Origin of the sequence: Polaromonas sp. AET17H-212, assembly GCF_002379085.1 — a bacterium.
Lineage (GTDB): Bacteria > Pseudomonadota > Gammaproteobacteria > Burkholderiales > Burkholderiaceae_C > Polaromonas.
On the sequence record NZ_NBZW01000005.1, the window covers coordinates 1 to 21,265 of the forward strand.

At 65.6% G+C, this 21,265-nt stretch carries 19 protein-coding genes; 10 read left to right on the plus strand and 9 right to left on the minus strand.

Features of this window, described 5'->3' with window-relative positions; genetic code table 11:
- Positions 1-535: 535 nt before the first annotated feature.
- Positions 536-694 (plus strand): DUF3309 family protein, encoded by a 159-nt coding sequence (locus B7G53_RS06145; protein ID WP_096665149.1) that lies wholly within the window; start codon positions 536-538, stop codon positions 692-694.
- Positions 695-822: 128 nt separating this feature from the next.
- Here the strand turns inward: B7G53_RS06145 and hrpA are convergent, their stop codons facing one another.
- Positions 823-4,737 (minus strand): ATP-dependent RNA helicase HrpA, encoded by a 3,915-nt coding sequence (hrpA, locus tag B7G53_RS06150; RefSeq protein WP_096665152.1) that lies wholly within the window; start codon positions 4,735-4,737, stop codon positions 823-825.
- A 62-nt stretch (positions 4,738-4,799) separates the two neighbouring features.
- Entirely contained in the window at positions 4,800-6,113 is a 1,314-nt protein-coding gene (locus B7G53_RS06155) for a diguanylate cyclase domain-containing protein (RefSeq protein WP_176491298.1), read from the minus strand.
- A gap of 185 nt (positions 6,114-6,298) precedes the next feature.
- On the opposite strand from B7G53_RS06155, the gene argA reads away from it, so the two are divergent.
- Positions 6,299-7,648, plus strand: a complete 1,350-nt coding sequence (gene argA / locus B7G53_RS06160; protein ID WP_096665571.1) for an amino-acid N-acetyltransferase — start codon at positions 6,299-6,301, stop codon at positions 7,646-7,648.
- 12 nt (positions 7,649-7,660) lie between these two features.
- On the opposite strand, the gene B7G53_RS06165 is transcribed toward argA, so the two are convergent.
- Positions 7,661-8,179: a GFA family protein gene (locus B7G53_RS06165; RefSeq protein ID WP_441338966.1), complete on the minus strand. Its 519-nt coding sequence runs from the start codon at positions 8,177-8,179 to the stop codon at positions 7,661-7,663.
- Between the two features lie 30 nt (positions 8,180-8,209).
- Positions 8,210-8,875: a DsbA family oxidoreductase gene (locus B7G53_RS06170; protein WP_096665155.1), complete on the minus strand. Its 666-nt coding sequence runs from the start codon at positions 8,873-8,875 to the stop codon at positions 8,210-8,212.
- 242 nt (positions 8,876-9,117) lie between these two features.
- On the opposite strand from B7G53_RS06170, the gene B7G53_RS06175 reads away from it, so the two are divergent.
- From B7G53_RS06175 to B7G53_RS06195, 5 genes are all read left to right on the plus strand, one after another.
- Positions 9,118-9,555 (plus strand): OsmC family protein, encoded by a 438-nt coding sequence (locus B7G53_RS06175; protein WP_096665158.1) that lies wholly within the window; start codon positions 9,118-9,120, stop codon positions 9,553-9,555.
- 106 nt (positions 9,556-9,661) lie between these two features.
- Entirely contained in the window at positions 9,662-9,910 is a 249-nt protein-coding gene (locus B7G53_RS06180; protein WP_096665161.1) for a DUF1272 domain-containing protein, read from the plus strand.
- A 259-nt stretch (positions 9,911-10,169) separates the two neighbouring features.
- A complete protein-coding gene (locus B7G53_RS06185) occupies positions 10,170-10,886 on the plus strand; it encodes a dienelactone hydrolase family protein (protein WP_096665577.1) in 717 nt (238 codons plus the stop codon).
- Positions 10,861-11,523, plus strand: coding sequence for a phosphoribosyltransferase (locus B7G53_RS06190; protein WP_096665164.1), 663 nt, complete (start codon positions 10,861-10,863; stop codon positions 11,521-11,523). Before B7G53_RS06185 ends, B7G53_RS06190 begins: the two co-directional genes overlap by 26 nt.
- Positions 11,524-11,543: 20 nt before the next feature.
- The gene (locus B7G53_RS06195; RefSeq protein ID WP_096665166.1) at positions 11,544-12,899 is read left to right on the plus strand and encodes an erythromycin esterase family protein; all 1,356 of its coding nucleotides are present in this window, start codon (positions 11,544-11,546) and stop codon (positions 12,897-12,899) included.
- 2 nt (positions 12,900-12,901) lie between these two features.
- Here B7G53_RS06195 and B7G53_RS06200 read toward each other — a convergent pair whose 3' ends face one another.
- The 3 genes from B7G53_RS06200 to imuA are packed head-to-tail and all read right to left on the minus strand — an operon-like array spanning position 12,902 to position 18,332.
- Positions 12,902-16,102 carry an error-prone DNA polymerase gene (locus B7G53_RS06200; RefSeq protein ID WP_096665169.1) on the minus strand — a complete coding sequence of 1,067 codons (3,201 nt, stop codon included), beginning with the start codon at positions 16,100-16,102 and terminating at the stop codon, positions 12,902-12,904.
- Between the two features lie 12 nt (positions 16,103-16,114).
- Complete coding sequence (locus B7G53_RS06205; RefSeq protein ID WP_096665172.1) at positions 16,115-17,548, minus strand: Y-family DNA polymerase; 1,434 nt, start codon at positions 17,546-17,548, stop codon at positions 16,115-16,117.
- Complete coding sequence (imuA, locus tag B7G53_RS06210; protein ID WP_096665177.1) at positions 17,508-18,332, minus strand: translesion DNA synthesis-associated protein ImuA; 825 nt, start codon at positions 18,330-18,332, stop codon at positions 17,508-17,510. Before imuA ends, B7G53_RS06205 begins: the two co-directional genes overlap by 41 nt.
- 102 nt (positions 18,333-18,434) lie before the next feature.
- On the opposite strand from imuA, the gene B7G53_RS06215 reads away from it, so the two are divergent.
- Positions 18,435-18,851, plus strand: coding sequence for a hypothetical protein (locus B7G53_RS06215; protein WP_096665180.1), 417 nt, complete (start codon positions 18,435-18,437; stop codon positions 18,849-18,851).
- Between the two features lie 9 nt (positions 18,852-18,860).
- Here B7G53_RS06215 and B7G53_RS06220 read toward each other — a convergent pair whose 3' ends face one another.
- Positions 18,861-19,382 (minus strand): disulfide bond formation protein B, encoded by a 522-nt coding sequence (locus B7G53_RS06220; protein WP_096665183.1) that lies wholly within the window; start codon positions 19,380-19,382, stop codon positions 18,861-18,863.
- Between the two features lie 226 nt (positions 19,383-19,608).
- Here B7G53_RS06220 and B7G53_RS06225 point away from each other — a divergent pair, with 226 nt between their 5' ends.
- Positions 19,609-19,887 (plus strand): BrnT family toxin, encoded by a 279-nt coding sequence (locus B7G53_RS06225; RefSeq protein ID WP_096665186.1) that lies wholly within the window; start codon positions 19,609-19,611, stop codon positions 19,885-19,887.
- Positions 19,871-20,149, plus strand: coding sequence for a hypothetical protein (locus B7G53_RS06230; RefSeq protein ID WP_096665189.1), 279 nt, complete (start codon positions 19,871-19,873; stop codon positions 20,147-20,149). Before B7G53_RS06225 ends, B7G53_RS06230 begins: the two co-directional genes overlap by 17 nt.
- A 13-nt stretch (positions 20,150-20,162) precedes the next feature.
- Here the strand turns inward: B7G53_RS06230 and B7G53_RS06235 are convergent, their stop codons facing one another.
- The gene (locus B7G53_RS06235; protein ID WP_096665192.1) at positions 20,163-21,248 is read right to left on the minus strand and encodes a sulfate/molybdate ABC transporter ATP-binding protein; all 1,086 of its coding nucleotides are present in this window, start codon (positions 21,246-21,248) and stop codon (positions 20,163-20,165) included.
- Positions 21,249-21,265: the final 17 nt, after the last annotated feature.

A 21,265-nucleotide genomic window follows, 5' to 3' on the forward strand; every position in this document is an offset into this window, starting at 1 on the left:
CTCCCCCCGCCCCTCCCTCGCCCCGCTGGGCGATGGCGGGGAGCTTCATTTGGCCGCGTGTGCTGCACCCGCGTGCAAACACCACGGCCGCTTGACTCCGACGTGACGCGCACAGCGCGTCACGTCTCCCCGCATCCGCATTTGTTTCCCCCACCCGTCGGGCTGGGCCGAGGAGCGTAGCCGAAAGCGGATCAGGGCGAGCGATTGTCTGAGCGAAGCGAGTTCGAGCTCGACCCCGCTTTCGGCGAGCACCGGAGGTTGCCCGTAGCGAAGCGGAGGGACCCAGGCCATCGGGTCGCCTTTCTTTTGGGTACTTTTCTTTGGCGAAGCAAAGACAAAGTGCCTCGCCCGCCGGGGCGAGACCCGGCTTGTTGGCGCTCTACAGAAAAACAAGCAGACAAATCCACATCACGCGCGCAAGGCAGCGCTTGCCCCAAAACTGTAGGAACTCCCTGACGGTGAGTCAGCGCCCCTTCCTGCTTGATCCAGCACAACCACAGGCAAGAATCAATGCATACATAACAAGGAGTTTTCCATGTCGATTTCAATGATTCTGCTCATCATCCTCATCCTGATTCTGGTGGGCGCACTGCCGACCTGGGGCCACAGCCGCTCATGGGGCTACGGTCCCAGCGGTGGTTTGGGACTGATCGTCATCATCCTGATCGTGCTGCTGCTAATGGGCCGCATCTAGATCTCACCGATCCCGTTGAAAAGGGCTCCGCCGCCAGGCTGGAGCCTTTTTTTTGCGCGCCGCGCGGCGGCCCGGTGAAACCGTCTCAGCGGTTGATCTGTGCCCAGCCTGCGCTGAAAAGCCTGGCCTCAACCCACCAGTTGCAGCCAAGCCTTTTCGATCCGCTTGATGCTGACCGGTTGCGGCGTGCGCAGTTCCTGCGCAAAAAAGCTGACGCGCAGCTCCTCGAGCAGCCAGCGCAGCTCCTGCAGCCGCGCGTCCGTCGCGCCCTTGCGCTCGGCTACCAGGCGCCAGTAGCGCTGCTCCTGCGGCCGCAGCTCGGCGAGCCGCGCCGCATCACGGGCCGGGTCGGCGCGCCACTTCTCCAGCCGCAGGGTGATGGCCTTGAGGTAGCGCGGAAAGTGCTGCAACTGCGTATACGGTGTGAGCGTCAGGAAACGTTTGGGCACCAGGCGCTGCAGCTGCTGCGCTGCATCCGCGGCGGCCTCGGCGGCGTTTTTGGTGTCCTTGATCTTGCGCTGCGCCGCGGCAAACTCGACGAGGATGCTGGCCGCCAGCCGCGCGACTTCGCTGGCAATCAGCGTCAGGCGCCCGCGTCCGTCGTCGATGCGCTTCTTGAAGTCCGCCTCATTGGTCGGCAGCGGGTCCAGTAAAAAGGCACGATCCAGCGCGACTTCGATGATCTGCTCGCGCAGTTCTTCCAGCGTGCCGCCGCCCGAGTTGTCGGCCGCGCGGCCGACCAGCATGTAGGCCGTGGCCATTTTCTGCAGGTCGGGCAAATTCTTTTCCAGGTACTTCAGCGCGTCCTTGATCTGCAGAGAAAACAGGCGCCGCAAACCGGCGCGGTGTTTCGCCGCGGCCACGTCGGGCTCGTCGAACACCTCGATGGTCACCGCGTCGCCGAGGTCGATCAGCGCCGGGAAACCGATCAGCGTCTGCTTGCCCTTGCTGATCTCCATGAGTTCGGGCAGCTCGCCAAAACTCCAGCTGGTGTAGCGCTCCGGCGTCCTGACGGGTGCAGCCTTGGGTTGATTCGCTATGTTTTCAGGAGCACCCTGCGACCGTCCTGGCTGGGCTGAAGGCCGATTTGACTCTGAATCCTGGCGCTCCTGCGGTGCGGCGCGCGTTTTCAGCCCGGCCAGCGCCTGGAAGGCGCCGCGCGCCTGCGAACCCAGCTCGCCCTTGAGCGCACCGAGGTTGCGGCCCGTGCCGAGCTGGCGACCGTGTTCATCAACCACGCGGAAGTTCATGAACAGGTGCGGCGCCAGCATGTCGATTTTCATGTCGCCGCGCTTGATGTCCAGCGAGGTCGCATCACGCACCAGCTTGAGCACGGCGTCCGTCAGCGACCCGGCGCCGAATTTTTCCGGCTGCAGCAGCTCGGCCGCCATGCGCGCCGCGGTGTCGGGCAGCGGCACCAGGCGCGAACGCGGCCGCTGGTGCAGGGTCTTGATCAGCGCCTGGATCTTGTCCTTGAGCATGCCGGGGACCAGCCACTCGCAGCGCTCTTCGTTGACCTGGTTCAGGGCAAACAGCGGCACATCGACGGTGACACCGTCCCTGGCGTCACCCGGCTCATGCAGATAGGTCGCAGTGCAATCGACGCCGCCCAGGCGCAGCGTTTTCGGAAACGCCTGCGTGGTGATGCCGGCCGCCTCGTGGCGCATCAGCTCTTCGCGGCTCAGGAGCAGCAACTTCGGCTGCTTTTTGACCTCGTCCTTGTACCAGTGTTCGCAGCCGGCACCAGTGCAGATATCGGCCGGCAGCTGCTGGTCGTAAAAGGCGTAGATCAGCTCTTCGTCGACCAGCACGTCCTGGCGCCGCGCCTTGTGCTCCAGGTCCTGCACCTGTTCGATCAGCTTGAGGTTGGCCTGCAGAAAAGGCAGCTTGGTGTCCCAGTTGCCGGCAACCAGCGCTTCGCGGATGAAAATCTCGCGCGCCGTCACCGGGTCGACGCGGCCGAAATTGACGCGCCGGCCGTTGTAGATCACCAGGCCGTACAGCGTGGCGCGTTCCAGCGCGGTGACCTGCGCGGCCTTTTTCTCCCAATGCGGGTCCAGCAGCTGTTTTTTGAGCAGATGGCCGGCGACCTGTTCGACCCACTGCGGCTCGATGTTGGCAATGCCGCGGCCGAACAGGCGCGTGGTTTCCACCAGCTCGGCGGCGACGATCCAGCGGCCCGGCTTCTTGCTCAGGCGCGCGCCGGGATGGCGGTAGAACTTGATGCCGCGCGCGCCCAGGTACCAGTCTTCTTCCTCGTTCTTGATGCCAATATTGCCGAGCAGGCCGCAGAGCATGGACAAATGCAGCTGCTCGTAACTGGCGGGCTTGTCGTTGAGCACCCATTTCTGCTCGCCCACCACCGCGTGCAGCTGAGAATGGATGTCGCGCCATTCGCGCACCCGGCGGATGTTGATGTAGTTCTCGCGCAGCAGGTTTTCGTACTGGCGGTTGGTCAGCTTGTGCACGGCATCATGGCCGCCGCGTGTATCGCCCAGCCATTTCCAGAGCTTGAGGTAGCCTGAAAATTCGCTTTTTTCATCGTCGAACTTCGCATGCGCCTGGTCGGCCTGGGCCTGCTTGTCCATGGGACGGTCACGCACGTCCTGCACGCTGAGCGCGCTGGCAATCACCAGCACCTCGTCGAGCGCCTGCCGCTCTTTGGCTTCCAGGATCATGCGGCCCACGCGCGGGTCCAGCGGCAGCCGGGCCAGATTGCGGCCCACCGGCGTCAGTTCGTTGTCGTCGTCGACCGCACCGAGCTCGGCCAGTAGCTGGTAGCCGTCGGCAATGGCCCGGCCCTGGGGCGGCTCGATGAAGGCAAAACTTTCAATCGTGCCCAGGTGCAGCGCCTTCATGCGCAGAATCACCGCCGCCAGCGAGCTGCGCAGGATTTCGGGATCGGTGAAACGCGGCCGGCCCAGAAAGTCCTGCTCGTCGTACAGGCGGATGCAGATGCCGTCGGCCACGCGGCCGCAGCGCCCGGCGCGCTGGTTGGCCGCCGCCTGCGAGATCGGCTCGACCATCAGCTGCTCGACCTTGTTGCGAAAGCTGTAGCGCTTGACGCGCGCCGTACCGGCGTCAATCACATAACGGATGCCCGGCACCGTCAACGAGGTCTCGGCCACGTTGGTGGCCAGCACGATGCGCCGGCCGGTGTGGCCGTCAAAAATGCGGTCCTGCTCGGCCTGGGACAGGCGCGCAAACAGCGGCAACACCTCGGCGTTGCGAAACAGCGGCTGGTGCGCCAGGTGTTTGCGCAAATGGTCGGCCGCCTCGCGGATCTCGCGTTCACCCGGCAGAAAGATCAGGATGTCGCCGGCACTGTGCGGGTTGCGCCAGAGTTCGTCCACGCCGTCGGCGATTGCGTCGTTGAGGTCGTAGTCGCGCGACTCTTCATACGGCCGGTAACGCTGCTCGACCGGAAACATGCGGCCTGACACCATGATGACCGGCGCCGGCCCCTTGGACGAAGCAAAGTAGTCGGCAAACCGCTGCGCATCAATCGTCGCCGAGGTGATCACCACCTTCAGGTCGGGCCGGCGCGGCAGGAGCTGGCGCAGGTAGCCGAGCAGGAAGTCGATGTTCAGGCTGCGCTCATGGGCCTCGTCGATGATGATGGTGTCGTAGGCCTTCAGCAGCGGATCGGTCTGCGTCTCGGCCAGCAAGATGCCGTCGGTCATCAGCTTGACCGAGGCATCGCGGCTCAGCCGGTCCTGGAAACGAACCTTGTAGCCGACCACATCGCCCAGCGGTGTCTTGAGCTCTTCGGCAATCCGCTTGGCCACGCTGGAGGCAGCAATGCGGCGCGGCTGGGTGTGGCCGATCAGCCGGCCCTGGCCCGCCGGGTAGTTGAGCTTGCCGCGGCCCATGGCCAGCGCAATCTTGGGCAACTGCGTGGTTTTGCCCGAACCGGTTTCACCGCAAACGATGACGACCTGGTGGGCCTGGATGGCGGCGGTAATTTCCTCGCGTTTGCCCGAGACGGGCAAGGACTCGGGAAAATCGATCTGCAAGGGCACGGACAAAGGGGGCGAGGACAAGGGATGGAGGCTTAAAACCACTGATTATCGGTGCTGGCGGGCACCCGCCCGGCAACAGGGCTTCAGGCGGCGTCCAGCACCGGCAGCTCGACCGCTTCACCGCTGGCCTGGTCCAGCCAGGCGACCCGGCTGGCGTACGACATGGCGGTGCGCGACATGGCCTTGCAGGCGGCCAGCACGCGCGAAGCCCTGGCCGCCGGGTCGGACACCAGCAACAAGCCGACGCCGATTTCGGCCTGCCAGCGCGTCTGCTCGCTTTCGCGCCGCGCCGCGTCGAGGCTGGTGTTGAGAACCACTGATTTCGACAGGCGCGCCTCCACCTGGTGCGCCAGCCGGACCAGTTGGCCGCTGTCGTTGCAGTCACGCAGCAGCAGCACAAAGCCGTCACCCGAATACCGGCCCATCTCGACGTAGGCCGGCACCGCGCGCCGCAAGCGCCCGGCACAGACAAACAGCGCATGGTTGACCGCCGCCATACCGTGCAGACGCTCCAGCGCGTAGAGGTTGCCTATGCTCACGACCATCACGCCCACCCATGGCCCTGAACGCTGGGACACAGGCGGCACATCGCCCGCCCGGCCCTCGGCCCCGTTGCCGCCATCCACTGCGCGCGCGGCCTCAGGGCCGGCCGGCCCATCCCGCCGGCGGCGAAAGATGTCACCGACCATCTGCCCGGTTTCCATGTGTGATCGCATGCGGGTCACCGGGTCGTAACTGGGGCCCATGGCCATGACCTGGTTCAGCTCGATCAGGTAGGAGTAGCGCGTCCAGAGCGCCGCGGCCATGGTCACGAGGTAGGCGGTGCCAGCGAGCGCGCTGACCGCATGCACCGGCCAGGGCTCCTGTCCGCGCACCAGCGCAATCCAGCCCAGGCCCAGCATGGCCACCAGCATGAAGAACACACCGAGCACCGCCGTCCAGGCCAGCCGGTCACCGCGGTAAACACTGCGCAGCGACACGGCCAATGCAATGACGCCCAGGGTCCAGGCGAAACCGAGACCCAGCGCGAGCGAGGGCGCCGGCGGCAGCAGCCAGCCGGCCGCCATCGCGCCCAGCACCAGCACCGTCAGCGCCAGCCGGGTGTGCAGCCGCGCCCTCTTGTCATCCAGCAGGCCCAGGATGGAAAACAGCAGGTAAGCCAGAAAACCCGAGACCAGCATCGCAATGTGCGCCAGAACCCGCGCCAGCGTGTTTTCATCGTCAATCGGCAGGCCACCCAGGAAGGCGACCACAAAAAAACTCGAGGCCGTGGCCGCCAGGCCGGCATTGAGCGAGATGCGGCGCAGCGAAGGGGCGAACGCCAGCGCCGAGCCCGCCAGCATCAGGACCGCCGTGCCGAAATAAACGCCCCAGAAACCGAACGCGAGTTTGTCCATGAATGGCCGCATTATCAGGCGAAACGGCCGCTGCCAACGGGCACCAGCAGCAGCCCGCCCGCGCCTCCCGCCGCGCCGCCGCGTCCCTTACACTCACTGCCATTGTCCGGAACGCTGCGGCCTTTGCCCGGTTTTCCCGTCCCTCCCGCCTGTTGTTCACCTTTCCCGACCCCGAAAGCGCGCCCATGTCCGCCGTCTTCAACTTCACCTTTGTTCCCTGGTTCCGTTCGGTGGCGCCCTACATCCACCTGCACCGCGGCAAGACCTTTGTGGTCGGCATTGCCGGCGAAGCCATTGCCGCCGGCAAGCTGCAGCATCTGGCCCAAGACCTGGCGCTGATCCAGAGCATGGGCGTGAAAATCGTGCTGGTGCACGGCTTCCGGCCGCAGGTCAATGAACAACTGGCCGCCAAGGGCCACGAAGCCAAATACTCGCACGGCATGCGTATCACCGATTCGGTGGCACTCGACTGCGCCCAGGAGGCCGCCGGCCAGTTGCGTTACGAGATCGAGGCCGCCTTCAGCCAGGGCCTGCCCAACACACCGATGGCCGGCTCCACCGTGCGCGTGATCTCCGGCAACTTCATCACCGCCAGGCCGGTCGGCATTGTCGACGGCGTGGACTTCAAGCACTCGGGCCTGGTGCGCAAGGTGGACACCAAGGGCATCATGCGCACCCTGGAGTTCGGCGCCATGGTGCTGCTCTCGCCCTTCGGTTTTTCACCCACCGGCGAAGCCTTCAACCTGACCATGGAGGAAGTCGCCACCAGCGTGGCGATTGAACTGCAGGCCGACAAGCTGATCTTCATCACGGAAATTCCGGGCATCCGCATCCACCCCGGCGAGGCCGAAAGCGAAGACAACCCGATCGACACCGAGTTGCCGCTGGCCACCGCCGAGAAGCTGCTCGCGCAGCTGCCCAACGCCACCCAGCCCACCGACACCGCGTTTTACCTGCAGCACTGCGCCAAGGCCTGCAAGGCCGGCGTCGAGCGCAGCCACATCCTGCCGTTCGCGGTGGACGGCTCGCTGCTGCTCGAAATCTATGTGCACGACGGCATTGGCACCATGGTCATCGACGAAAAACTCGAGAGCCTGCGCGAAGCCACCGCCGACGACGTGGGCGGCATTTTGCAACTGATCGAGCCGTTTGAAAAAGACGGCACGCTGGTCAAGCGCGATCGCACCGAGATCGAACGCGACGCCGACCTCTACACCGTGATCGAACATGACGGCGTCATCTTCGGCTGCGCCGCGCTCTACCCTTACCCCGAAGCCAAAACCGCCGAAATGGCGGCGCTCACGGTGTCGCCGCACAGCCAGGGCCAGGGCGACGGCGAACGCATCCTCAAACGCGTCGAGCAACGTGCCCGGTTGATGGGGCTGGACAGCATTTTTGTGCTGACCACCCGCACCATGCACTGGTTCATCAAGCGTGGTTTTGTGCCGGTTGATCCCGAGTGGCTGCCCGAGGCACGCAAGCGCAAGTACAACGTCAACCGCAAGAGCCAAGTGCTGGTCAAGAAACTGGCCTGACGCCCCTGCCCCTCAGGCCGATGGTGGCGCGGCTTTCGCCAGCATCGCCTCGCGCCGGGCCAGGCTGTCGGCAGGCCAATACAGCTTGCGGTCGTAATAGGCCGGCACAGCCGGCGTGTCCGGCGGCAGGACCACCCAGGGTTGTCTGGACGCCGTGAAGATGTGGATGTCCGGCGGCAGATGGTCGGGCTCGTCGAGCGTGCCGACACGCACAAAACGCACAGACGGACCCGCACCCGCATAGTTGCTCCACAGCGCAATCCGGCACTGCGGGCAACGCGCAATTTTCTGGCCCTTGCCGCTGGCCGACGGGGTGTCCACCAGCTCAGGCTCGCCGGCCAGCAGCGTCACCCGGTCGGCCTCGATCATCGCGTTCAGCGCAAACGACGCGCCACTTTCGCGCTGGCACCAGCGGCAGTGGCAGCAGTGGACAAACAGCGGGGGCGATTCGAGGCGGTAACGAACGGCCCGGCAGTCACAGCCGCCCTGCAGGGGATAAACATCAACCGCATCAGCCATCACAGTCGGCATCAGGTGCTCCTCAAAGTCCAAAGTCGGGCGTCAACCACCTGCCGCAATCTGCCGCAAGGCCTGCTCGAACACCTCGGCCGGCTGGCCGCCCGAGATCAGGTGTTTGTCGTTGATGATGACGGCCGGTACCGCATGGATGCCCTGCTGCAGGTAGAACTGCTCGCGTTCGCGCACGGCGTCGGCATACTCGTCCGAGGCCAGAATGGCTTTCGCACGCGCCATATCCAGGCCGACCTCGCCCGCCAGGCGCGCCAGCACCTCGTGGGAACCCGGGCTTTCGCCGTCGGTGAAATAGGCCTTGAACAGCGCCTCCTTGAGCGCCCGCTGGCGCCCTTCTCCTTCTTCCGCGGCCCAGTGCAGCAGGCGGTGGGCGTCGAAGGTGTTGTAGATGCGGCTGCGTTTGTCCATGCTGAAAGTGAAACCCACGTCCTGCCCGCGCGCGCGGATCATCTCGCGGTTGCGCAACGACTGCTCGGGTGTGGAGCCGTATTTTTCGGCCAGGTGTTCGCCGATGTCCTGGCCTTCGGCCGGCATCTGCGGGTTCAGCTCGAAAGGCTGGAAGTGCAGCTCGGCCTGGACTTCGCCGGCGACCCGGCCCAGCGCGTCTTCGAGCGACTTGAGGCCGATCACGCACCAGGGACAGGACACGTCGGAGACGAAGTCGATTTTCATGGGAATCAGGGTCGGGGTGCTCATGACAGATGTCTTTCCAGGGCCGGGGGGCCCTCCGGAGTTAAAACGGGGCGATGAAGAATGAAACCCGATGGTAAAGATTATCGAAAAACCCCGCAGGCGATGGTTTTCACGAACCGTTTGTAGGAGCCGATAACGTCCTGCAGGGGGCGATGTCTCACGTTCCCCGTCCGGTTCCGGGGTGACAGTCAGGCTTGCCGTGCCAACGGCGTGCACGCCTCTCCCCAACCCATGAAAGAATCACCATGACTGAAAAAACCGCCAGTGTCCATTGGGAAGGCCAGGGCAAAAAAGGCCAGGGCCAGATCAGCACCGACACCGCCGCACTCCAGGCCTACCCCTACGGCTTCGGCAGCCGTTTTGAGGACGACCGGAAAGGCACCAACCCTGAAGAGTTGCTGGGTGCAGCACACGCCGCCTGCTTCACCATGGCCTTCTCATTTGCCTGCGACAAGGCAGGTTTTGCCACCGAAGAAGTAGACACGCAGGCCGCCGTCCGGCTGACGCCACAGGGTGAAGGTTTTTTGATTGACCGCATTGTGCTGACCCTGAAAGCCAGGGTGCCGGGCATCGACGAAAGCAAATTCCAGCAGATTGCCAAAGCCGCGAAACGTGATTGCCCGCTGTCCAAAGCGCTGGCCAGCGTGCCGCAGATTGAATTGACGGCCACGTTGATGACGTAAGAAAAGGGCCGCACGGTTTGACGCCGGGCTTGTCCCGGCGGGTGGAAATGTTCGAGAATGCGCACAAGGGCCACGTCCCTCCCACCCGCTTTGAACAGGACACACCATGCTCCAACTCCGCCCCAACTGCGAGTGCTGCAACAAGGACCTGCCCAACGAGTCCCCTGACGCCCGCATCTGCACCTTCGAGTGCACCTTCTGCAGCGATTGCGCCGCCAGCAAGCTCCAGGGCCTCTGCCCCAACTGCGGCGGCGAACTGGTCGTGCGGCCGCGCCGGCCGGCTGACAAACTGGCCCGCTACCCGGCCTCGACCGAACGGGTCTTCAAACCCGCCGGTTGCCTGGCCGCGGAATAGACCGCACCCTGCCTTTCCCCTGTTTCCTCCGTCGTGTCGTCGCACGGTGGGGTTCCCCGGGTCGCAGGCGCACGGCCGCCGCACACCGAAAGCTCCTGATTTCATAGCTACTTACGCCCGTCTTGATTGGGCTGGCGCCTGTTTTTGCTCTACATCAAGCAGCTGGCAGGGCAAGGCCCGTCTGACCGTCAAATAGGACTTGTCTGATGGCAGGCCGCGTCGTACAGGACTATCGTGGGCCTCTCAAAGGGAGATGTCCATGAACCGTCCCACCCCTGCCCCGGCGAGCCGCGAAGTCCGCATTCCCTGCGGTGAAACCTGGCTGTACGGCGACCTGGTCCTGCCGGCCGAGGCCAAGGGCCTGGTGGTGTTTGCCCATGGCAGCGGCAGCGGCCGGCACAGCGCCCGCAACCGCCAGGTGGCGCAAAAACTCCAGCAGGCGGGCATCGCCACCCTGCTATTCGACCTGCTCACCGTGCAGGAAGAACAGGTCGACATCCACACCCGGGAACACCGCTTCGACATCGCCCTGCTGACCGGGCGCATGCAGCAGGTCACCGAGTGGGTGGCGGCGCAGCCGGACCTGCAGCACGCCCCCATCGGCTACTTCGGCGCCAGCACCGGCAGCGCGGCGGCGCTGATTGCCGCGGCGCGGCTCGGCAAACGTATTGCCGCCGTGGTTTCGCGCGGCGGCCGCCCCGACCTGGCCGGCCCGGTGGCGCTGGCGGCGGTCACCGCGCCCACGCTGCTGATCGTGGGCGGCGACGACGAAGATGTGATCGCGCTCAACGAGCAGGCCTACGCCCATTTGCATTGCGAAAAACGGTTGGCCATTGTGCCGGGCGCCACCCACCTGTTCGAGGAACGCGGCACCCTGGAGCAGGTGGCCGAGCTGGCGGCCGACTGGTTCAGCGCCTGGCTGGCTCCCGCCAAACACACGGGGGTGCACCATGAGAGACACACGCCTTCCCTATGAGGACCGCCGCGAGGCGGGCCGCGTGCTGGCGGACGCGCTGGCGCACTACCGCGGCCGCCCCCACCTGCTGGTGCTGGCCCTGCCGCGCGGCGGCGTGCCCGTGGCTTACGAGGTGGCGCGCGCCCTGAAAGCACCGCTGGACGTGTTTGTGGTGCGCAAGCTCGGTTTTCCGGGCCATGAGGAATACGCCATGGGCGCCATTGCCAGCGGCGGCGTGCGCGTGATGAACCCGATGCCGGGGATGTCGGTCACGCCCGAAGAAGTGGCCGCCGCCGTGGCGCGCGAGCAACCCGAGCTGCAGCGGCGCGAGCGGCTCTACCGCGGCCAGAGCCCGGCGCCCGACCTGCGCGGCCGCACGGTGATCGTCGTCGACGACGGGCTGGCCACCGGCGCGACCATGCACGCCGCGCTGCTGGGCATCCGCCAACAGCATCCGGCCCACCTGGTGATGGCCGTGCCGGTGGGCGCCGCGGACAGCTGCGAGGCGCTGCAGGGTGTGGCTGATGAAGTGGTCTGCGTCGCCACGCCCGAACCCTTTCGCGCCGTCGGCCTGTGGTACCGGCAGTTTCCGCAGACCAGCGACGACGAAGTGCGCGCGCTGCTTGAAGACGCGCGTGAGCACGCGCCGTCCCCCTGACACCCCACGAGGACCCTGCCATGACCCCGCAGCATTCCACCCTGCACACCAACACGGCCCTGCTCGAGGGCCTGCGGCAGCACCTGCACCCCCTGAGCGGCAGCGCGCACGACTACGACGGCCTGCTGCAGCTGATCGGCCCGGCGCGTTTTGTCCTGCTCGGCGAAGCCTCCCACGGCACGCGCGAGTTCTACCAGGAGCGCGCCAACATCACGAAACGCCTGATCACCGAAAAAGGCTTCACCGCCATCGCGGTAGAGGCCGACTGGCCCGACGCCTGGCGCGTCAACCGTTATGTGCGCGGCCTGTCCGACGACCGCAACGCCGGCGACGCCCTGTCGGGGTTTGAACGTTTTCCCGCCTGGATGTGGCGCAACACCGTGGTGCGCGACTTCGTCGAGTGGCTGCGCGAGCACAACGCCGGGCTCAGCGTCGCCAGCCAGGTCGGCTTTTACGGCATGGACCTGTACAGCCTGTTCACCTCCATCCAGGAGGTGCTGGCCTACCTGGACCGCACCGACCCGCCGGCGGCACAACGGGCGCGCGACCGGTATGCCTGTTTCGACCACGCGGCCGAAGACAGCCAGGCTTATGGTTACGCCGCCAGTTTCGGTCTGGCGCCCAGCTGCGAAGACGAGGTGGTGCAGGAGCTGCGCGCCATGACCCGCCGCTTCGGCCAGTTGCCGCCCACGCCCGAACTGGAGCGTGACGAAATGTTTTACGTCCAGCAGAACGCGCGCCTGGTGCGCAACGCCGAGGAGTATTACCGCACCATGTTCCGCGGACGTGTGTCGTCGTGGAATCTGCGCGACAGCCACATGGAAGAAACGCTGCAGGCGCTGGACCGCCACCTGGGCGCCGGCGGCGTGCCGCCGCGCATGGCCGTCTGGGCACACAACTCGCACCTCGGCGACGCAGCCGCCACCGAAATGGGCGACCGCGGGGAATGGAACGTGGGCCAGCTCGTGCGTGACCGCCATGACGGCGACGCGGTGCTGGTGGGCTTCAGCACCCACCACGGCTCGGTGACGGCCGCCTCAAACTGGGACGAACCGCCGCAGCACAAGCGGGTGCGCGCCGGCCTGCCCGGCAGCTGGGAGGCGCTGCTCCACCAGACCGAAACCAGCCGTTTCTGGCTGAACCTGCGCGACAACGCCGCCCTGGGCGAACTCACGGAACCACAGCGGCTGCAACGCGCCATCGGCGTGATCTACCGGCCCGAGACCGAGCGCCAGAGCCACTACTTCCACACCCACCTGAGCCAGCAGTTCGACGCGCTGATCCACATCGACGAAACCCACGCGCTGGAACCGCTGGACCGGGGTCCGGTGTGGCATACCGGCGAGGCACCCGAGACCTTTCCGTCGGGCATGTGACGCTAATGAAAATCGCGGCTGGAGGTGCCCAGCCGCCCCAGCAGCGGCGTCAGGTCTTCGAGCCGGTGCGCCACCAGGTTGCGCACGGCGCCGTACCCTTCCCGGGTGTCGCTTTCCTCGCTGCGCTGCCAGACGCCGTACACCGCCAGCAGGCGTGCATGCAGCACCTCATGGCGCTGGGTGTCGCGCAGTGATTTCCAGACAATCACGTTGACCGGGCCGGTCTCGTCTTCCAGCGTCACGAAGATGGTGCCCTTGGCGGTTTGCGGCTGCTGGCGCACCGTGACGATGCCGCAGGCCGCCACCTCCCGGCCGTTGGGCAAGGCATTCAATTCACCGGCGCTCAACAGGCCGCGCCTGGCCAGGCGCGGGCGCAGCAGGGCCAGCGGGTGGCGGCGCAGCGTGAGGCCGGTGGCCTGGTAGTCGAACAGGATGTTTTCGCCTTCGGGCGTTTCCGGCAACACCAGGGGGGTTTCATGCGTGGGCACGGCCTTGAGCAAGGCAGGCGCCGGCTGGATGGCCGAGGCTTCCCAGACCTGCTGGCGCCGGTGGCCGGCCAGCGGCCGCAGCGCATCGGCGGCGGCCAGCGCGTTGATCTCACGCGTGCCGAGCTGCGCGCGCGAGACCAGGTCTTCGGTCGAGCTGAAAGGCGCTTGCGCACGGGCTTGCGTGATGCGCAGCGCCGCCGCTTCCGGCAGGCCCGCCACCAGGCGCAGGCCCAGGCGCACGGCGGGTTGGCCGGCATGGATGCCTGGATACTGCGGCAACCGGGCCACTTCGTCCGCCGTCTCCAGCGTGCAATCCCACTGGCTGCAGGTCACGTCCACCGCGCGCACCGCCACCCCGTGCCGGCGCGCGTCCTGCACCAGCTGCGAGGGCGCATAAAACCCCATGGGCTGCGAATTGACCAGGGCCGCCAGAAAACACGCGGGCTCGTGGCACTTGAGCCAGCAGCTCACATAAACAAGCTTGGCAAAACTGGCGGCATGGCTTTCCGGAAAGCCGTATTCGCCAAAGCCGCGGATCTGGCTGAAGATGTTTTCCGAAAAGGTGGCGTCATACCCGCGCGCCGTCATCGCGTTGACCAGGCGGTCGTGAAAACGCTCGACCCCGCCCTTGCGTTTCCAGGCCGCCATGGAACGGCGCAAATCGTCAGCCTCGTCGGCGCTGAATTTGGCCGCGATCATGGCGATCTGCATCACCTGCTCCTGAAAAATCGGCACACCCAGCGTGCGGCCCAGCGCCTCTTTCAGCTCCGGGTATTTGAATTCGATCTCACCGCCCTTGCGGACAATTTCGCGGCTCCTGAGGTAGGGGTGCACCATGCCGCCCTGGATGGGCCCGGGCCGCACGATGGCCACTTCCACCACCAGGTCGTAGTAGTTGCGCGGCTGCAGGCGCGGCAGCATGGACATCTGCGCGCGGCTCTCGATCTGGAACACGCCCACCGTGTCGGCCGCGCAAATCATGTCGTAGGTGGGCTTGTCGTCGCCGGCAATCTGGTGCATCTGCAGCCGGCCGCCGCGCAGCTGGTCCACCAGCTGCAGGCAGCGGCGTATGGCCGAGAGCATGCCCAACGCCAGCACATCGACCTTCAGCAGGCCCATGGCGTCGAGGTCGTCCTTGTCCCACTGGATGATGCGGCGCGCTTCCATGGACGCCGGCTGCACTGGCACCAGGCGCGTGAGTTTGCCCTGGGTCAGCACAAAGCCGCCCACATGCTGGCTCAGGTGGCGCGGAAAACCGATCAGCTGCACCGACAGGTCCAGCCACTGCAGCACCGGCCCGGGGTCCTGCTGCAGGCCGGCTTCGGCGAGTTTTTTCTCCAGCGCTTCGCTGCCGTCAAACCAGAAATGTTCTTTGGCCAGCTGCTCGACCAGCTCGGGCGCCACGCCCAGCGCCTTGCCCACGTCGCGGATGGCGCTGCGCGGCCGGTAACTGATCACGGTGGCGGCAATCGCCGCGCGGTCGTGGCCGTATTTGGCGTAGATGTACTGGATGACTTCCTCGCGCCGCTGGTGTTCGAAGTCCACATCGATGTCGGGCGGCTCGCGCCGTTCGCGGCTGATGAAACGCTCGAACAGCAGCTGGCTTTCCGCCGGGTTGACGGCCGTCACGCCGAGGCAAAAACAGACGGCCGAGTTGGCGGCCGAGCCGCGCCCCTGGCACAGGATGCCCTGCTGCCGGGCAAAACGCACGATGTCGTGCACGGTGATGAAGTACATCTCGTAGCCGAGTTCCTCGATCAGGGCCAGCTCGTAGTCAATCTGGGTCTGGATCTTTTCCGGCACGCCGCCGGGGTAACGCTCACGCGCGCCTTCGGCCGTCAGCCGGCGCAGGCACTGGGCGGGCGTTTCCGCTTCGGGCACCATGTCGCCCAGCGGGTAGCGGTACAGGTCGCGGATCTCGTCCAGGCTGAAGCTGCAGCGCGCCGCCACCGCCAGCGTGGCGCGCAGCAGCTCGGCCGGGTAAATGTCGGCCAGGCGCATGCGCGGACGCAAATGCGCTTCGGCATTGGCCTGCAGGGCAAAGCCGCATTCATGCACCGTCTTGCCCAAACGGATGGCCGTCATCACGTCATGCAGCGGCTTGCGCGAGCGCACATGCATGCGCACCCCGCCGGCCGCCACCAGGCGGATGCCGGTGCGCTGCGCCACCGTTTGCAGCTGCTGCAGGCGCAGCGCGTCGTCCAGGCCCTGCAGCAGCTCGACAGCCAGCCAGGCCTGCATGCCAAACAGGCCTGCAGCCCAGATGGCATGGACGCCAAGCGCTTCGGTATCGATAGCACCCGGCAAGGGCACGAGTAGCACCTCGCAATCGGCCAGCAGCGAAAAATCGCTGTCGCCCAGCGCCACGCAGTAGCTGCCTTTGCCCGGAACATCACCCGCCTGTTTGGCCGCGGTGATGAACTCGCACAGGTTGCCCCAGCCGGCCGCGTTGTGCGGCAGCACCACCAGCCGGAACGGGTGGCCGGCCTGCACAAAAAACTCGGCCCCGGGCAGCAGCTGGAGCCCGTGTTTTTTGGCTGCCACATGGGCACGCACCACCCCGGCCACCGAACACTCGTCGGTGATGGCCAGCGCGCGGTAGCCCAGGCCGGCGGCCCGCTCGACCAGTTCTTCGGCATGCGAGGTGCCGCGCTGGAAGCTGAAGTTGCTCAGTGCATGCAGCTCGGCATAGTCGGGAAGCGGTCCGCTGAACACTTCAGTCCTCCCTCAGGCAAAAAACCCGTGCAGGTACCAGGCGCGCCGCTGCGCGTGCTCCGGCTGCGGCACCGGCAAACGTTCGCTGAAAATCCACAGCAGGCCGGCCTGCTGGCTGCGGTAAATGAAGTAGTCGCGGATCGCCGCGGGCTTGCTGCGCACGCCGGGGCCGTCGCCGGCCGCGTCACCGGTCATCAGCCAGCCGCTGGCCTCCAGCCGCTGCGGGCCGGCCAGCCGCAGCAGCGGCCCCTGGTACACCGGGCTGTCGCCCACCGCCGCCAGCCGCAGCGGTTCGGGCAGCAGCCAGCTCGGGTAGAGGGCGTCGGCTCTGGCTGCCTCTTCCGATTTTTTCAAGCTTTTTTGGCCTCTGGCCCTTGTCTGACGGGCGCTTCCAGCTATTGATTGCATAGCACACTTGGCGTTGACCCAGCGCTGCATCTGCTCGGGCCGATGGTCGGCGCAGGGCTGCCAGGCCAACACCTGCGCCGGCCCCAGGCGGGCGCTCAGGCGTTCGATCAGTTCCACCGCGCTGTCGCCCTGCTGGCGCGCCTCCAGCAGCAGGCTGGTGGTGGCGGCGGCCGCGTCCACCAGTGGCTCAGTGACCAGCGAACGCAGGCTCAAGGCATGCACCGGCGCCGGCAGCTGTTGCTGCGCCAGGTGTTCGGCGATCAGGCGCGTCACGTGGCGCAGGTCCTGTGCAGGCTGGGCGGTGCGGACTTCCATCTCGCCGGTGGGCGCCACGTCGCGGCGCTTGTCCAGGTGCCAGGTGAGCCGGAGCGCGCAGATGCCGCTTTGCCGCCCCAGCAGCCAGGCATGCAGGCTGGCCAGCAGGCGTTCGGCCCCGGCCATCAGCGCCGGGCCGTGGGTGACCAGTGCGTTGAGCTCGATTTTTTCCTCGAAGTGTTCGGGCAGCACCAGCCACACATGGTTGTCGGGCAGGCTGCCACGCGCGCGGTCCAGCGCTTCGAGCAGCTCCGCGCCGAAACGCCGGGCCACGCCGTCGCGCGGCAGGCGCAACAGGTCGTCCCAGCTGCGGCAGCCAATGCGCTCGAGCACGCCCAGGTGCGGGCGCGCCGCGGTGAGGGTGTGCATGGGCAGGTCGGCCACCCGCGCACGCGCCGGCGTTGCCCCGCCGGCCGCATGGCGCAAGCGCCCCAGCGCTATCAAGGATGTAGCGCCTTGCGCCCGCCGTATAAGGGGTACAGCCCGATTTGATTCAAAAAATTGGATCAAACGCTGCTCCAGCAGTTGCATCAGCCGCGCCAGCCCGCCAAACAGGCGCAGGCTGCCGGTCACGTCCAGCAGCACGGCCTCATCCACCAGCGCCACGCGCGGCGTGAAGCCCAGCGCCAGGCTGGCCACGGTGCGCTGCAACGCGGCCTCGTCCAGCAGCGCCGGCCCCGCTTCAGTGGTGAGGGATGTTTGCAATGCGATCCAGCAAGGCATGAACCTCTCCTGATGCGGCGGAAACAGCGGCCGGGGCCGGCTGCAGCCGGGGCACGAGTCCGCCTGCCTCTTCCCGGCGCCGGCGCACGCGTTCTCGGCTGGCCGCCAGCAAGGCCGCCAAGCGCGCCGGCCGCGTGGCCAGCAGCAGCGGCGCGGCCAGCGGCGGGCCGCGCCGCTTGAGCACATGCACGCGCAGGTTTCCCTGTTCGGCCGCCGCACCTTCGAGCAGCAGGCGCAGCGGCGCGGGTGAAGACTCGAGCTGCGCACGCAGCGGCCGGAACACAAACAACAGCTGGCTGTGCGCCTGCGCGGCCATCTGCAGGCGGCGCAAATGGGCGCTGCGCGCATCGGGCAGCCAGGCCAGCACGGCGGCCACGTCGGCACACTGCAGGGCTTCGCGGGTGGCCCACAGCAGCGCCGGCCCCTGGCTGTGCACGCAGAGCACGCGCTGCATGTTGAGCTGGCGCGCGCCCAGCGCCGGGCCGAACGGCAAACAGGGCGCGCCTACCAGCACCACCAGTTTGGCGGGCGCCGCGGCCTGCACGGCGGCCAGCGCCGGCGCCAGCAAACCCCACTCGTGCAGGCCGGCCTGCGGTTGCAGCATCTCCACCAGCGCGCCCTGTGGCCAGCCGCCACCGGGCAACACCTGGTTCAGCGCCGCATACCCGGTGTCCAGGGCCGGCAGGCTGTGGCTACCGAGCTCGGCGGCGCGCCAGACGTCGGCGTGCTGCGCCAGGCCGGGCGGCCAGGGCGACGAGGTTGCGACAGGAGAAAGTGAAACCATGGGAGAAAAGACATAGAATACTGTTTATATGTACAGTATTACACCTTTTCCGGCCTCAGGGGAAAATCGTTTCTTTTGGACTTTCTTTTGGAGTCACCCACGATGAAAGATTCACTGCGGCGGGCCTTCTGCCTGGCTGTGTTTTTGCTGGTCGCGGCCTGCTCGAAAGAGCCCGAACCCGTCGACCTGGCCCACACGCCCAGGACTTACCCCGCCAACGTGAAGCCGGGTTTCATCAACAAGGTCTGGGAAGTCAGCCTGTCCACCGGGGTCGCGCCCGGCACGCTGTACGCGTTTTTGTCGGACGGCACGCTGGTGATCACCTCGCCCAACAGCAAGGCCGCTTTCGGTGCCTGGACCTACAAAAACGGCAAGCTCACGATGATCGAGGAAGCGCAGGAGTACCTAACCGACATCCTGACCCTGAACCACGACGAATTGCGACTCAAGAGCCACAACCCGGGCGGCAGCATTGAAATTGTGCTGGTGCCGGCGCGGGTAGCGTCGCTGCCGCTCTGAACCTCAGGTTCAGCGACGTGCCGGTTTTGCCCCGCGCCCCTGAACCACCAGCAGCGCCAGCATCAGCAGCGAGATGCCGGCAAAACAGAGAAACGACCAGTTGGCAATCGACAGGCCCAGAAAAGTCCAGTCGATCTTGGTGCAGTCGCCGCTGCCTTTGAAAATCATCGGGATCACGCGCTGCAGCGGAAAGGTCTCGATCATTCCGTAAAAGTCGCGCCCGCACGAAGCAACTTCGGGCGGGTACCACTGCAGGAAACTCTGGCGCGCGGCGACAAAAGCCCCGAAACCGGCCACCAGCAGCGTCACCGCCGAACCCGTCATGAGCAGCCCTTTGCCACGCGCAAAAGCAGTGACCCCCGTCACCACCGCCACCAGCACCAGCGCATAACGCTGCACGATGCACATGGGGCAAGGCTCCAGGCCGACGACATGCTGCAGGTACAGGCCAAACGCCAGCATGGCCACACAGACGGCAGAGACCAAGGCCAGCACACGGCGCGGCGCGGTTTCGAAATAGCTCAACAACATCACGGTCCCTTTTTTCGATCGATGTACGGATTGTCCGATGGTTCGGGCGCTTTGAAGGAGATAAGTTCCCGGGGGATGAATTCCATGGACGGTCTTGGCTATCCACCGCTCATGGAAAGCGTTCGAGGTATTTTCGGGAATACCTGACAACGAATAACCGCGAAGGCAGTACTTTTAGCCATATTTAAATATGGTTAAAAGTATTTTTCTCTGCTAGGATGTTGCGATGACCCAAACCCGGTTTGAGTGGGATGCGAACAAGGACGCGGAGAACCAGAAGAAGCACGGCGTGCCGTTTTCCCTGGCTCAACATGCGTTTGCTGATGTCTGTCGGGTCATTGCCGAAGACCTGGACCACAGCACCACCGAGACGCGTTACTTCTGTTTTGGCGAGGTCAACGGCGGAATTCTCACCGTCCGGTTTACCTGGCGCGATGGCGCCATCCGGATTTTTGGCGCCGGTTACTGGCGCAAGGGAAAGGCAATTTATGAGCGCGAAAATTAAATACACCAACGAACCTTTTGAGGCCAAAGTCGTGCGGGACTTTCTCCCGCCGCCCGATCAGCTCGCGTTTCGGGAAGAAGGCGTGAAGGTCACGCTTGCGTTGAGCAAGAAGAGCGTGGATTTCTTCAAGGCCGAAGCTGCAAAACACAACACCCAGTACCAACGCATGCTTCGCAAGCTGATTGACGCGTATGTAGAGACCTATGCGCAAGAAGCCAGTGCAACTCCACAGCCGGCCGCGCGCAAACGAGCCGCTGGTTAAACCGGGGGCGCCCTCAAATCCCCGCCCCCTCCTCCACAAACACCCGTGCGTTGCGCGGTGTCACCACCAGCAGCTCGCCCTCACGCAGCCCCATGTCGCGGTATTGCTGGGAAGGAATCTGCACTTCGATCAGCGGATCGGCCTGGCCGCTGTCTTCGGACGGTGTCAGTTCCAGCCGGGCGATGGGGCCGATCACGATGGCGCGGCTGAGCTGGGCGGCAATGCCTTCGGCACCCGGCGAATAACGCTGCACGTCGAAGTCGTGCGGGCGCACATAGGCGAAAGCTTTCGCGTTTTGCGCGCTGCTGTGTTCGGGCGAATCCAGGCGCATGCCTTCGAGCTGGATCTTGCCTTCGTGCGCGCGGCCGTGGAACAAATTGACGTCGCCGAGAAAGCCGTACACAAACGGGCTGGCCGGGTGGTCCCAGACCTGCTGCGGCGAGCCGATCTGCTCGACCTTGCCCTGGTTCATCAGCACCACGCGGTCGGCCACTTCGAGCGCCTCTTCCTGGTCGTGCGTGACAAAAATGCTGGTGACATGCAGGTCGTCATGCAGGCGGCGCAGCCAGCGGCGCAGCTCTTTCCTCACCTTGGCGTCGAGCGCGCCGAAGGGTTCGTCGAGCAGCAGCACCTTGGGCTCGACCGCCAGCGCGCGTGCCAGTGCGATGCGCTGGCGCTGCCCGCCAGAGAGCTGCGACGGAAAACGATCAGCCAGCCAGTCGAGCTGCACCAGGCCCAGCAGTTCATGCACTTTTTTCTTGATGTCGGCGTCGCTCGGGCGCATGCCACGCGGCTTGACACGCAGGCCGAAGGCGACGTTTTCAAACACCGTCATGTGGCGAAACAGCGCGTAATGCTGGAAGACAAACCCGACCTGGCGCTCGCGCACATGCACGTCGGTCGTGTCTTCACCGCTGAATAAAATGCTGCCCTGGTCGGCGGTTTCGAGCCCGGCGATGATGCGCAGCAAGGTGGTCTTGCCGCAGCCCGAAGGGCCCAGCAAGGCGACCAGTTCGCCCGAGGCAATGTCCAGGCTCACGTCGCCGAGCGCCTGGAAGTTGCCGAAGTGTTTGCTGATGTTGCGGATTTCAATACTCATGAGGGTTCTCGTTTCTT